11 protein-coding genes are annotated in these 12,336 nt (G+C 43.7%); 5 read left to right on the top strand and 6 right to left on the bottom strand.

Translation table 11 applies throughout. The features are described 5' to 3' along the window. Positions 1 to 2 precede the first annotated feature (2 nt). Positions 3 to 320 carry a PTS sugar transporter subunit IIA gene (locus tag SSV_RS01035; RefSeq protein WP_004188920.1) on the bottom strand — a complete coding sequence of 106 codons (318 nt, stop codon included), beginning with the start codon at positions 318 to 320 and terminating at the stop codon, positions 3 to 5. 8 nt (positions 321 to 328) lie between these two features. Then, positions 329 to 646 carry a PTS sugar transporter subunit IIB gene (locus SSV_RS01030; RefSeq protein WP_004188921.1) on the bottom strand — a complete coding sequence of 106 codons (318 nt, stop codon included), beginning with the start codon at positions 644 to 646 and terminating at the stop codon, positions 329 to 331. A gap of 204 nt (positions 647 to 850) precedes the next feature. Here SSV_RS01030 and SSV_RS01025 point away from each other — a divergent pair, with 204 nt between their 5' ends. Next, on the top strand, positions 851 to 2,047 hold the full coding sequence (locus SSV_RS01025; RefSeq protein WP_072073321.1) for an ROK family protein: 1,197 nt from the start codon (positions 851 to 853) through the stop codon (positions 2,045 to 2,047). Between the two features lie 91 nt (positions 2,048 to 2,138). Here SSV_RS01025 and SSV_RS01020 read toward each other — a convergent pair whose 3' ends face one another. Both SSV_RS01020 and SSV_RS01015 read right to left on the bottom strand, forming a co-directional pair. Next, the gene (locus SSV_RS01020) at positions 2,139 to 3,035 is read right to left on the bottom strand and encodes a DUF7916 family protein (RefSeq protein ID WP_072073320.1); all 897 of its coding nucleotides are present in this window, start codon (positions 3,033 to 3,035) and stop codon (positions 2,139 to 2,141) included. A 224-nt stretch (positions 3,036 to 3,259) separates the two neighbouring features. Further along, positions 3,260 to 5,152 carry a M13-type metalloendopeptidase gene (locus SSV_RS01015; protein WP_072073319.1) on the bottom strand — a complete coding sequence of 631 codons (1,893 nt, stop codon included), beginning with the start codon at positions 5,150 to 5,152 and terminating at the stop codon, positions 3,260 to 3,262. 149 nt (positions 5,153 to 5,301) lie between these two features. Here SSV_RS01015 and SSV_RS01010 point away from each other — a divergent pair, with 149 nt between their 5' ends. From SSV_RS01010 to tpx, 4 genes are all read left to right on the top strand, one after another. Next, positions 5,302 to 6,021, top strand: coding sequence for a metal ABC transporter ATP-binding protein (locus SSV_RS01010; RefSeq protein WP_304362487.1), 720 nt, complete (start codon positions 5,302 to 5,304; stop codon positions 6,019 to 6,021). 1 nt (position 6,022) lies between these two features. Next, positions 6,023 to 6,871, top strand: a complete 849-nt coding sequence (locus SSV_RS01005) for a metal ABC transporter permease (RefSeq protein WP_304362486.1) — start codon at positions 6,023 to 6,025, stop codon at positions 6,869 to 6,871. Between the two features lie 19 nt (positions 6,872 to 6,890). Further along, complete coding sequence (ssaB, locus tag SSV_RS01000) at positions 6,891 to 7,820, top strand: metal ABC transporter substrate-binding lipoprotein/adhesin SsaB (protein ID WP_072073316.1); 930 nt, start codon at positions 6,891 to 6,893, stop codon at positions 7,818 to 7,820. Between the two features lie 151 nt (positions 7,821 to 7,971). Continuing rightward, the gene (gene tpx, locus SSV_RS00995; RefSeq protein ID WP_002896683.1) at positions 7,972 to 8,463 is read left to right on the top strand and encodes a thiol peroxidase; all 492 of its coding nucleotides are present in this window, start codon (positions 7,972 to 7,974) and stop codon (positions 8,461 to 8,463) included. A gap of 20 nt (positions 8,464 to 8,483) precedes the next feature. On the opposite strand, the gene SSV_RS00990 is transcribed toward tpx, so the two are convergent. Together SSV_RS00990 and SSV_RS00985 are read right to left on the bottom strand one after the other, a co-directional pair. Continuing rightward, the gene (locus tag SSV_RS00990; protein ID WP_072073314.1) at positions 8,484 to 9,581 is read right to left on the bottom strand and encodes a DUF3114 domain-containing protein; all 1,098 of its coding nucleotides are present in this window, start codon (positions 9,579 to 9,581) and stop codon (positions 8,484 to 8,486) included. A gap of 287 nt (positions 9,582 to 9,868) precedes the next feature. Beyond that, a complete protein-coding gene (locus tag SSV_RS00985; protein ID WP_072073313.1) occupies positions 9,869 to 12,106 on the bottom strand; it encodes an SEC10/PgrA surface exclusion domain-containing protein in 2,238 nt (745 codons plus the stop codon). Between the last annotated feature and the right edge of the window lie 230 nt (positions 12,107 to 12,336).

Raw genomic sequence — 12,336 nt, 5'->3', positions numbered from 1 at the left:
TCCTATTCATCAAATTTTTTATGCAAATCAACAATCTCCTTTGCCAAATCAACAAAGGCGATACTGGTCATGAGATGATCCTGCCCATGCACCATAAATAAACTAAGTTCTGTCTTTTCTCCTTGCGCCTCCTTGCTCAGCATTTCAGCTTGAGCATGATGGGCTTGTAGCAGGGCCTTCTGAGCCTGACTCAGCCTCTCCTGAGCTCTCTCAAAATCCTGTTTTTTAGCTGCTGCGATGGCTTCGATAGCACAAGACTTGGCCTCTCCGCCATACATAATGAGGGTCATAGCGACCTCTAAAGAATCTTTATTTTCCATAGGAGTACCTACTTCATGAGCGACTCTGCCAGATCCAGGACCTTATCCCCTTTCATCATTCCGTAGTCCGTCATAGGGATAACATCGACCGGAATGCCTTTTGAAGCTAGTTTTTCCTGTAAATCCTCCAGCAGATAGCGGACCTGAGGCCCCAGCAAAAGGACATCAACCTTTTTCTCGCTTAGATAGTCTTCTGCTTCTGATACTGGCACCGCAAATATCGTCGCAGCTAAGCCGCGCTCCTCTGCAGCTTTCTGCATTTTATTGACCATGAGACTGGTGCTCATCCCAGCCGCACAGACTAACATAATTTGTTTTGTTTCCATCGGCATCCTCCTTTATGAATCTAACCTAGCCTGCAACGATGCTTACCATTTATTTTTAATATATAAACAAAAACCCAAAAAAAGAATATTTTCAACCATGTTATTAATATTCTATAAATATTATAACTATTTTTCTGTACTATGTCAACGCTTACATTTGAGATTTCTAGCTTTTTTTGATAGTATAGCAGCAGAGGAAACAAGATGACACGAACTAGAAAACAAAACGAGCTAAGGGCAACTGTCCTGGATCAGCTCTATGCCAAACGACCGATTTCTCGGATTGATATTTCAAAAGAAACTCAAATTACACCAGCCACGACTGGCAGTATCATCAATGAACTGATCAAGGAAGGCTTGGTTCTGGAGCTGGGTGAGCTCAATGACGAGAGCGTAGGCCGCAAGAAAACCCTGCTAGATATTGCGCCTCGTAGCCGCTACTATCTGGGCTTTGAGATTTCTGAAAAACAGCTGGCCATAGTCATCGCTGACAATACCGGTGAGATTGCAGAAAGCAGCATTCGGACTTATCAGGTCGAGGTGACAGGCGGCCCGTCTGACCAGGAAATTATCCGGCTGATTCAAGATTTTCTGAAAAAGAACAGCCAATACCCCATCTCAGCGATTGCCCTCGGACTGCCGGGGCATGTGAATCTCTCAGAGAGTGATTTTATCATTTCTAAAAATCCCCACTGGGGACAGATTAACCTGCGGACTATTCAAGAGGCCTTTGACCTCCCTGTCTACTTTGCCAATAAGTCCCACTGTTTGACACTGGCTGAACGCCTCTTTAGCTATCATCCGACAGACAGTAATTTTATCGTCTATCATGTCGCCAGAGGTATTCATTGCTCTTACATGTACAAGGGCAGCATTTACAGCCAGGATAATTATCTTATCGGGGAGGTGGGGCATACCGTCATCAATCCTGAAGGCGAGCGCTGTCCTTGCGGCAAGCACGGCTGCCTGCAGGTTTATGCCAGTGAGAGCGCTCTTATTGATAAAGCAGCTATCCTGTATCGGGCTTCCCAGACCTCGCTCTTAAAGACCCTTGTAGAGGATGCTAATGACATTGATTTGACAAGTCTGATGACCGCCTATCGCTTAGGAGACTTGGGCAGCATTGAGTTGATTCATACTGCCTGCCGCTATCTGGCCATTTCCATTTCCAACCTCTGCCAGCTTATTGATAGCGAAAGGATTTATCTGGACGGCCAAATATTCTCCTATCCGGTTATTGCCGAGCAGGTTCTGGCTCAGTTAGAGCAGGAAGTACCTCTCTTTCCAAAACAAAAACAAGCAGAGATTGTTATTATCCCCTACTCTAAATACAGCATTGCCCGCTCTGCAGTCAGTCTCTGTGTCTATCATGAATTTTTGGATAAAAAAGGAAACCTATAAAGTCCGAGACAAGAATCTCGGTCTTTCTTTTATAAAAAAAATAGAGACAGGCCTTCTAGGAGCTTCCCCCCTAAAAGCCTGTCTCATTTTACTATCTATTAATCGAACGCGAAATCATGGAAATGGTGTGGCGCTGCCCTCTGAGAGCCTTACTCATGGCAAAGATATTTTCCACCGGAGCCAGACAGCCGTAGCCGGAATCTCCGATATGCTGGATATCTACACCACAGATTTTGTTGCGGATGGCCATTTGCTTGACAATATCCTCATCAGCACTCTCTTGGCTGGTACCGATAGCACTCATAACCAGAGCCCCCTTTTGATGGGCCAGGCGGACAATCTGCTTCAAGTCCTGCTCATCAAAGCCAGGCACACTGCCGACTGCCGGTGCTAGGACAATATCAACGCCTGCTTCGATAAATTGAGCGATTGCTTCCAGATCTGCTACCGGCTCATCCACACCTGAAGCATGCATTTTACCTGCAATCAGGAGGCCTGAAAAATTCTCCTTGACCACTCGAATGGTGTCAATAATGGCTTGATTGGTGACACCAGTCCCCGGATTACCCGTCAGGCAGATAAAGTCAACGCCCAACTCTTCTGCTCGCTGAATGGTTGCTAGACTAGCCTGACGCCCCTCATCTATGATTAGGCGTTCTCCTGCCATCTGGGCCTGACTATCCACCGGCTCCAGATTGATACCGATAGGACGGCCCACCAAGCGGTGCAGCTCCTCAACAAAATCTTCCTTGGCATCCAGACCAGCTACAAAAGGCTGGAAGATATCAATCCCATTCAGCAGAATCAAGTCAGCACCAAAAGACCGAGCGATCTCTGCATTGGTCACATCACCGATATAAGATTCTTTAAAAGCTACGTTTTCAGACAGGATAACGCGGCCCTCACTGGCCTTGATGCTCTGTTTCAGCTCCAGCGCAGTCATACTTAAAATTTCTGAAGCATTTGAACTAATGAATCGTTTTACCATAAGAACATCTCTTTTCTTTATTATTCATTAATAAACACTTTGAAATCTATTCTATTTGAGATTTTTGTTTGTTTTTTGTTATCAAATATAGTATAGCACAAGCTAATAAAAATGTAAACGCTTTATATTTTCTTTGATAAAATAGTCTACTTTCAAAACCAAAAGCAGACTATTTATAACTCGATTAGTTCCTATTTGATTATCCTAAGCATTTTATCTCGGCATCACCAGATGACCACCCGCTCTTCTGGACTCCGCCACATGCCATCTCCCTCTTGAACATCAAAGGTTGTAAAGAAGTCGTCAAAGTTAGGCAGCTGTATATTGGTCCGAAGCTTGGCTGGAGCATGGACATCGACGCTTGCCAAAAGCTTCATATACTCTTCGCGTCCCTTCATTCGCCAAATGCGGGCAAAGTTGGTAAAGAATTCCTCAGCAGAGAAATCCGCTTCTTTCTTGGCTGCTTCTAGGGCTGCTGCAATACCGCCCAGATCTGCCACATTTTCTGAAACAGTCAGCTTGCCATTGACCTTAGCACCATAGAAATCCTGCCCTTCGAACTGGTCAATGACCTTTTGAGTCCGTTCGGTAAAGGCTTGGTAGTCATGCTCCGTCCACCAATTATTAAGACTGCCATTTTCATCAAAGGAAGCTCCATTGGTATCAAAAGCATGAGAAATCTCATGGGCAATGACCGCTCCGATACCACCGTAATTGGCTGACGAGGACTGGTGCAAGTCATAGAAAGGCGCCTGCAGGATAGCCGCTGGAAAGACAATCAGGTTTTTCTGCGGATTATAGTAGGCATTGACCATATGGGCTGGCATTCCCCATTCCTTGTAATCCACCGGTTGATTCCACTTGCTCCAGCTGTAAGCAATATCAATCTGACTCAGCTTCTGAGCATTTTCAAAGAGAGTCAGCTTTTCATCCACAATCTTGCGAGAGTAGCGCTCGGGCAACTCGTCAGGATAGCCAATATAAGGCTTGATGACATTGAGTTTGACTATAGCCTTGTCCCGAGTTTCTAGTGTCAGCCAGTCATTCTGGGCCAGGCGATTTTTGTAAACTTCAATCATCGTTGCCACTTTCTGCTCCACATCAGCCTTGGCTTCTGGAGAGAACTTCTGACCGGCATACCAGAGACCAACAGATTGATTAAAGGGACCTTGGGCCAGGTAAAAGGCTGCTTTTTTCTTGTCCTGAGCCTGAGGGGTCCCTGATAGAGCACGGTGATAAGCTCCTGCCAAGACACGGATATCATCCGTTAGATAAGGCGTCGTATTGCGGACTGCAGAGAGAATCAACAAAGCATGGAGTTTATCCCAGTTAGCGGCTGTATAGATATCCTTAGCTGCCTGCCAAAAACGCTCTTCTGGCACAATGACTTGGTCGGGTTCTTGACCGATTAACTTGGTGAAAATATCCGCCAAAGACAACTCCGGTACCAAGGCTTTGAAATCTTCCCACTTATAAGGATGATAGAGCTTAGCATACTCAGAGCTTTCTTCACTAGACAGAACATACTGAGCAAAAACAGCATCCAGCTCCAAGACTTTATCTAAAAGATCCTTAATTTCCTCTTCTGCAAAGTCAAATTTTGCCAGTAAATCTTCCTGAGTCTTGCGCCATTTTGCAAGCAGGTCTTCCTTCTGCGGATGGTCCTCCGCATAGTAGGTCGTGTCTGGCAAAATCGTTCCCGGTCCGTCTGCCCAGAGGACATTGATACGGGCGTCCATAAAGTCAGGTGCCACACCAAAAGGAAAATAAGTCGGCTTACCAGCCAGCTCAAAATCTGCAATCTTAGAAGCATAGTCTTCAAAAGATGTTAGGTTGCGAATTTCATCAATGTAAGCACGCGCAGGCTCAATACCAGCCGCTTCCCGTTTATCATAATCCGCTGCCAAGCGATGGTAAGCAACAAAGTTCTGCAGAATGGCATCTTCTGGCACTCCATCTCCAGCCAGCCATTTGTCGGTCGTAGCGAGCATAAGTTCCTCAATCTCATCTGCCAAATCCATGAAGCCGCCCGTCACTGGCTTATCATCAGGAATAACCGCCGTCTTGGCCCACTCACCATTAACCGCATCATAGAAATCATCTTGTAGTCGTGTCATCTTCTTCTCACTTTCATGCTTTTGATATAACCTTATCAAAATCCACTTCTTTTTTCAAATATTTCTTATATTAATTTTATAAAATTTATAAAAATTAACTTGACTTAATTTTTGTTTTAATGTATATTAATCTTGTAGAGGTGTATGAGATGATTACGATTAAAGATTTGACTGTCAGCTATCAGGATATGCTGGCTCTTGAGCCCCTTTCATTAACCATTAAGGAGCCAACCATTACTGGGATTATTGGTCCTAACGGAGCTGGAAAATCCACCCTGCTCAAGGGTATGCTAGGGATTATCGACCACCAAGGCCAGACTCTGCTGGATCAAAAGCCACTGCAGAACTCTCTCCAACGGGTTGCCTATGTGGAACAAAAGATTAATATTGATTATCATTTTCCTATCAAAGTCAAAGAGTGTGTCTCTTTGGGGCTTTACCCTCAACTTAAACTTTTTCAGGGGCTAAAGAGTTCCCATTGGAACAAGGTGGCTGAGGCCTTGAAAATTGTCGGTTTAGAAGACTTGGCAGAGCGTCAAATTAGCCAGCTGTCTGGCGGGCAATTCCAGCGAGTCTTGATTGCTCGCTGCTTGGTTCAAGAGGCGGATTGTATCTTTTTGGACGAACCCTTCGTCGGGATTGACTCTGTCAGTGAAGAGATTATCATGTCTACACTGCGCAGTCTCAAAGCCGCAGGCAAGATCATCCTGATTGTCCATCATGACCTGAGCAAGGTTGTTGATTATTTCGACCAAGTTATCCTGCTCAATCGTAAGCTGATTGCCTTTGGTCCTACCGAGACCAGCTTTACCAAGGACAATATGAAAAAGACTTACGGCTCCCAGCTCTTTATGAATGGAGGTGCCTAGAATGATTTTAGAATTTTTCCAAGGGCTGCGGGACTTTCACTTTCTGCAAAATGCCCTCATCACAGCAATCGTCATTGGGATTGTTGCTGGGGCTGTCGGCTGCTTTATCATTCTGCGCGGCATGTCGCTCATGGGGGACGCTATCTCTCATGCGGTTCTGCCCGGTGTGGCTCTCTCCTATATTTTAGGGGTTAATTTCTTTATCGGAGCCATCACTTTCGGACTTTTGGCATCGATTATTATCACTTACATCAAGGGCAATTCCATTATCAAAAGCGATACGGCCATTGGGATTACCTTTTCATCCTTCCTAGCTCTGGGTGTGATCCTGATTGGCGTAGCCAATAGCTCCACCGACCTCTTTCATATTCTCTTCGGGAATATCTTGGCTGTTCAGGATATTGATATGTGGATTAGTATTGGAGTCGGAATAGCTGTGCTCTTAATCATCACCCTCTTTTTCAAACAGCTATTGATTACTTCCTTTGATCCCCTGCTGGCTCAAGCAATGGGCATGCCGGTCAGCTTCTACCACTATCTGCTGATGATTCTCTTGACCTTGGTCTCTGTGACAGCTATGCAGAGCGTGGGAACCATTCTGATTGTCGCTCTCTTGATAACGCCGGCAGCAACGGCCTACCTCTATGCCAACAGTCTGAAAACTATGATTCTGCTGTCCTCGGGTTTGGGAGCTCTGGCTTCTGTGCTGGGACTCTTTATCGGCTATAGCTTTAATGTCGCTGCAGGATCCAGCATTGTCCTGACCTCGGCCCTCATCTTTCTCATCTCTTTCTTTATTGCCCCTAAGCAACGCTATTTAAAACTTAAAAACCAACCTAAACTAAAATAAAATTTAATGGAGGAATCCCATGAAAAAATTAGGTTTTTTATCCCTGCTTTTGCTAGCAGTCTGCACTCTCTTTGCCTGCTCCGATCAGAAGAACGCGTCCAGTGACTCGTCCAAGCTCAAGGTTGTTGCGACCAACTCAATTATCGCTGATATTACCAAAAATATAGCTGGCGATAAGATTGATCTGCACAGCATTGTACCAGTCGGCAAAGATCCCCATGAATATGAGCCCCTGCCTGAAGATGTCAAAAAGACTTCTCAAGCGGATCTCATCTTCTACAACGGTATCAATCTGGAAACTGGCGGTAATGCTTGGTTTACCAAGTTGGTCAAAAATGCCAATAAGGAAGAAAACAAGGACTACTATGCTGTCAGTGATGGCGTTGACGTCATTTACCTTGAAGGTCAAAGTGAAAAGGGTAAGGAAGACCCCCATGCTTGGCTCAACTTAGAAAACGGTATTATCTATGCGCAAAACATTGCCAAACGTTTGATTGAAAAAGACCCTGACAATAAGGCTACTTACGAGAAAAATCTTAAAGCCTATGTGGAAAAGCTAACCGCTTTGGATAAGGAGGCCAAGGAGAAATTCAACAATATCCCAGAAGAAAAGAAAATGATTGTGACCAGCGAAGGCTGCTTCAAGTACTTCTCTAAGGCCTACAACGTGCCGTCGGCCTACATCTGGGAAATCAACACCGAGGAAGAAGGAACTCCAGATCAAATCAAAAGCTTAGTTGAAAAACTACGCAAGACCAAAGTGTCGTCTCTCTTTGTCGAATCAAGTGTAGACGACCGTCCGATGAAGACCGTTTCTAAGGACACCAACATCCCGATCCACGCTAAAATCTTCACAGACTCAATCGCTGAAAAGGGAGAAGAAGGAGACAGCTACTATAGCATGATGAAATACAATCTGGATAAAATTTCTGAAGGATTGGCCAAATAATAATAAAAGGTTAGGAAGACAAAATCCTAACCTCTTTATTTTTGGAGAAGGAGCGTCACATGGAGTCGCTCTCAAATTTCCGGTCAAATTATTCGAAAAAAATTACTATTCGATGTACAATGAAGCTATCAAACATGAATGGAGACTTCCTATGACAACTTTTCTCGGAAATCCTGTAACCTTTACTGGAAAGCAACTGCAAGTCGGCGACACCGCCCACGATTTTAGCCTGACAGCAACTGACCTTTCAAAGAAAACTCTGGCTGACTTTGCTGGCAAAAAGAAAGTCCTGAGCATCATCCCATCTATCGATACTGGTGTCTGTTCGACTCAGACTCGTCGTTTCAATCAAGAACTCTCTGACTTGGACAATACCGTTGTTATCACGGTTTCAGTTGATTTGCCTTTTGCTCAAGGCAAGTGGTGTGCTGCTGAAGGCATTGAGAATGCTGTCATGCTCTCTGACTACTTCGACCATTCTTTCGGCCGTGACTATGCTGTCCTCATCAATGAATGGCACCTTTTAGCCCGCGCAGTTCTAGTTCTGGACGAAAACAACACTGTGACCTACGCTGAATATGTCGACAATATTAACACCGAGCCTGACTTCGAAGCAGCTATCGCCGCAGTTAAGAGCTTGTAAGAGATAAAAATACGGATTTGCTAGTCCGTATTTTTTTGTAAGAAAAACTTTTGCCAAAACTGACGGAAGCAAGCCCAGGAACGCAAGAGAAAGGATGGTCGATTCAGCAATTTCTTGAACCGAACAATCTCTGCCTTTACCTGTTTATAAGCACTCCGCCCCTTTCGAGCATAAGGGCTCTTAGCCGAACGATAGCCCAGCGGACCACGATTATTCTGAGGTGACTTGAACTTGCGGCCGCTATTTTCAATGGCAAGCCTGCGAAAGCGAGGATCCCAGACTGCAGGTGTTTTGACGTCATAGCGAGTATGAGAAGCCTGATTGACCGGCCGATTGCGCTCACCATAGTTAAAGCTGGCGCCATTCACAATACCATTTTGGCTAGCCCCCTCTGGATCGATAATATTGAGAAAACGGCCTGTCTGATCCAGAATAAACTCTGTATGAAAATCAATCAGGATTTTTATATTGGCCTGACTTGCTTGACCATCCGGATAGATAGCTTGACTAGACATCTTATCAATATAGGCTTTATTATGCAAGCGAGAGGATTCTTGAAAGTTATAAGGCAGCGCTGGAAAAGCCTTTAGATAGGAGGCCAAGGCTTCTGCATCTGTCATACCAGTCTGACGGTAGTGATCTCTGACCCACTGGGCCTGCTGGCAGGAAATGACATAGCGAAATTGATGCAACTGACGCTTAAGCTTTTGATTGCCATCCCTTTGGCTAAAATCATCTGCCGGAAAAGCTTGGCGCAAGGTCCTTGAAAAAATCTTCCAAAAGCGATCATGTGGTGTTAGGTTTGGAGCAATCCGAGCCAGTAAAAGATCTGTCTCTGCCTTGTTTCCGCTCAGCTCCTCAGGCATATTAACAAGATTCATAGCCAAAACCAGCAGCTCCTGAGCTCCTAACCTGCTGATTTGAGTCTCCTCAGCCTGCCAGAGCTCTTGAAAGAAGGGACTGCCAAAAAGTTGAGCCTCCTGCAAGTAATCTTCTTCTGACACTGTTTTTCCTTGCCCGTTATTTAACCCTGCAAAAACTTGTTCTAGTGCTGTCTGAGACCAACCGATTGATTGCAATTGCTGAAAGAGCTGCTCTTTCCCTTCTTTCCGATACATGGCTCCCCTCCTTTCTTGTAGCTATAATAGTTCAAAACTGTCGAGATTATAATAAAAATTCTAATATACATGAAACAATTAGATTTTATCACAAACTCACATGATAGCAAAGAACAAAATATGAATCCTTGGAGTACTAACAATAAATATGTTCTTAAGAAATCACTCAATAAATAAAGAGAAGACCAAACTGGTCCTCTCTCAGTATGAGTTTTGTTTAAATGAGCTGTTCCAACTTTTCACTATTGGACAATTCATCTAGAATTTGTTTTTATCGATAAATGCTCTTAAGCTTTACGGCGTTTTGCAAAAGCCAGTCCCAACATAGAGAGCAATCCCATACCTACTAGCGCTAGAGATGATTCAGCAGAACCTGTTTTTGGAAGAGCTGCCGGAGCCTGATAGGTCTGAACTGGTTTCTTTCCCTTCTTCACTCCCGTTGTAGTGACTTTCAGAACCTTTCGCTCATTCTTAGAAACGAGGTTGGTTGGGTCGTCTGTTTCAAGGGCTGCAAGAGCTGCTTTCAAAGCTTCAAGTTTGGCATTTTCAACTCTATATGTTTCTTCCTTACTTGCCAAGTTTGCTTTGGCATCATTGAGAGCTGCTTCTGCTGCTTTTAGAAGAGCAGGGGCATTTTGCAAGCGAGTAACATAGTCTTTGGCAGCTTGAACAGCGCTTTGAGCCTCTGCCAGAGCTGTAGCCGCAGCAGTTGCCTTTTCTTGAGCGTTTGCTGTAGCTGCTTTCAAAGCTTCAAGTTTGGCATTAGCTTCCTCAGCTGTTTTTTGCGCACTTGCTTGGGCTGATTCTTTTTCTTTCAAGCTTGCTTGAGCTTTAGCTAAAACTGCAAGCTTAGCCTTGGTTTCTTCAGAAGCCGAATTCTTGCTATTTTCGAGTTCAGCTTGGTAAGTACGTTCCGCCTTGGCCAACTTGTCCTTAGCAGTTTTCACAACCTCACGCAGTAATGGGGCTGTCTCCTGCTTGTTCTGAGCATTTGTCAACGTACGTTGAGCAGCGTCCAACTTAGCTTGTGAAACCGCCAAGTCTTTACGAGCAGCATCTGCCTCTTGATTATTGGCATTTGGATTGATTAAGGCTGGTGTTATTTTGGAAGGATCTTCGACATCCCAAGAGTTATCTCTCCCCAAAATAACGAATTGAATTCGGTTAAATTTACCATTGTTGCTAAAACCAACTCCCATATATGCCACTTTTTCCTGTCCTATTTTATATCCAACTACTTTTTGAGCCCAAATTAGCGATGTTCCAGATATAGAGCTTTCCTTTATATCAAACAATTGAAATTTAACATTCTCATAAACTACTTTTTTTAGATAATCAACAGACACATTCTCTTGATTATCTAGAACAGGATAATAATCAAGCTGAGGAAAACCAAATCTATTGTATCCAAACTTATCAAGTCCAAATTTAGCAATTACTTTATCGGTACTTACTACACGAAAAGTTAAAATCTGTCCCGTCTCCCTTTTATTAAAATCTAATGTTTGCTCACGACCAGCCTGGCTTAGAGCTGATGCATAATCAATAGTATTTTGAGTTAATACTGCGGGGGCTGTACCTGCTTGCTTACGGATTTGATTAATTAAATCTTGTGCATAGTAGTTAATTTCCATTAGAACATCATTTGGAATGGCATTGATATTGACCATGCGTTGAGCATCTTTTGGATTACTAATGTAATTATTAATTAATTTTAATTTTGTAACTTCTTCTTTAAAGATTGTTTGTGCTTCAAGTGATTGTTTAATATAATCGCTTTTAAGTGCATTTATATAGGCTTGTGATAGGGTAAAAGTATTGTGAACCTGATCTTGAGACGAAAGTTTCGCTTCTTTTTCTTTGATTTCTGCTTGGGCTGCTTTGATATCAGCCTGGGCTTGATCAATCACTGCTTGGCGTTTGGCATCTTCCGCTTCAGCTGTCTTCAACTGGTCTTGGTAAGAATCTAGGTTCTTTTGCGCCTTGTCAAGCTCCTCCTTTGCCTTCGTTACCTTTTCACTTACCAGTTTACTGTCCACATCTTTTTGAGCTGCATTCACAGCATCCTGAGCAGCTTGAGTCTCGGTTTGTGCCTTAGCTGCTTGAGCTTGAGCATCCTGAGCTACAGTCGCCTGTGTGTTTTCTGCTTTTTTAGCTGTATCAAGAGCTGCTTGGGCTTGCTTGGCTACGTTTTCTGCTGGAGCAACTTTCTTCTCAGCTTCTGTCACAGCTGCCTGAGCTTCCGCAATTTTTTGTGCACTTGTATCAGCATTATCTTTCTTAGCAGTTTCAACCTTAGTCTCAGCTGCTGTAACCTGTTCTTTGGCTTGGTCAACAGACGCTTTCGCTTGATTAACCTGCTCAATTTGCTGTTTAACAGCTTCTGGACTTGCAGATAGAGCCTTATCTTGGTTTGCAGGTGCATTTGCATCCACTGGAGTTGTATCTGCAGCTACAGTGTGAGCAAAGCCAGTACTAGCAAGAACTGCTGCACCTAGAATGACATGTTTTTGGATTTTTTTCATGGTTTCCCTCCTTATATGTTAATAGTATAATTTGAAAGACTTTATTTGTCAAACTATTTACATGTTTTTATTAGAACTTTTATCGCAAATATGTCCAAAAAATAGAATCTCATCTCAATCGCTTCTAAAAAACCTGTGTGTCCTGCCATTCACCCTATAATAAACTTGCCTATTGCTGACTTTGTCAATGATAAACTCTTGAACGAGTACAAGTATACTAGTTATAGAAT

The sequence above is a fragment of the Streptococcus sanguinis genome, assembly GCF_001078705.1.
GTDB classification, from domain to species: domain Bacteria; phylum Bacillota; class Bacilli; order Lactobacillales; family Streptococcaceae; genus Streptococcus; species Streptococcus sanguinis_D.
This window is presented reverse-complemented; position numbering and strand designations above follow the sequence as displayed.

What these genes read in the sequence shown, in the direction of transcription:
- SSV_RS01030 (WP_004188921.1), bottom strand. Translation starts at nt 646, where the DNA reads ATGGAAACAAAACAAATTATGTTAGTCTGTGCGGCTGGGATGAGCACC.
- tpx (WP_002896683.1), top strand. Translation starts at nt 7,972, where the DNA reads ATGACAACTTTTCTCGGAAATCCTGTAACCTTTACTGGAAAGCAACTG.
- SSV_RS01015 (WP_072073319.1), bottom strand. Translation starts at nt 5,152, where the DNA reads ATGACACGACTACAAGATGATTTCTATGATGCGGTTAATGGTGAGTGG.
- SSV_RS01035 (WP_004188920.1), bottom strand. Translation starts at nt 320, where the DNA reads ATGGAAAATAAAGATTCTTTAGAGGTCGCTATGACCCTCATTATGTAT.
- SSV_RS01025 (WP_072073321.1), top strand. Translation starts at nt 851, where the DNA reads ATGACACGAACTAGAAAACAAAACGAGCTAAGGGCAACTGTCCTGGAT.
- SSV_RS01010 (WP_304362487.1), top strand. Translation starts at nt 5,302, where the DNA reads ATGATTACGATTAAAGATTTGACTGTCAGCTATCAGGATATGCTGGCT.
- SSV_RS00990 (WP_072073314.1), bottom strand. Translation starts at nt 9,581, where the DNA reads ATGTATCGGAAAGAAGGGAAAGAGCAGCTCTTTCAGCAATTGCAATCA.
- ssaB (WP_072073316.1), top strand. Translation starts at nt 6,891, where the DNA reads ATGAAAAAATTAGGTTTTTTATCCCTGCTTTTGCTAGCAGTCTGCACT.
- SSV_RS01020 (WP_072073320.1), bottom strand. Translation starts at nt 3,035, where the DNA reads ATGGTAAAACGATTCATTAGTTCAAATGCTTCAGAAATTTTAAGTATG.
- SSV_RS00985 (WP_072073313.1), bottom strand. Translation starts at nt 12,106, where the DNA reads ATGAAAAAAATCCAAAAACATGTCATTCTAGGTGCAGCAGTTCTTGCT.
- SSV_RS01005 (WP_304362486.1), top strand. Translation starts at nt 6,023, where the DNA reads ATGATTTTAGAATTTTTCCAAGGGCTGCGGGACTTTCACTTTCTGCAA.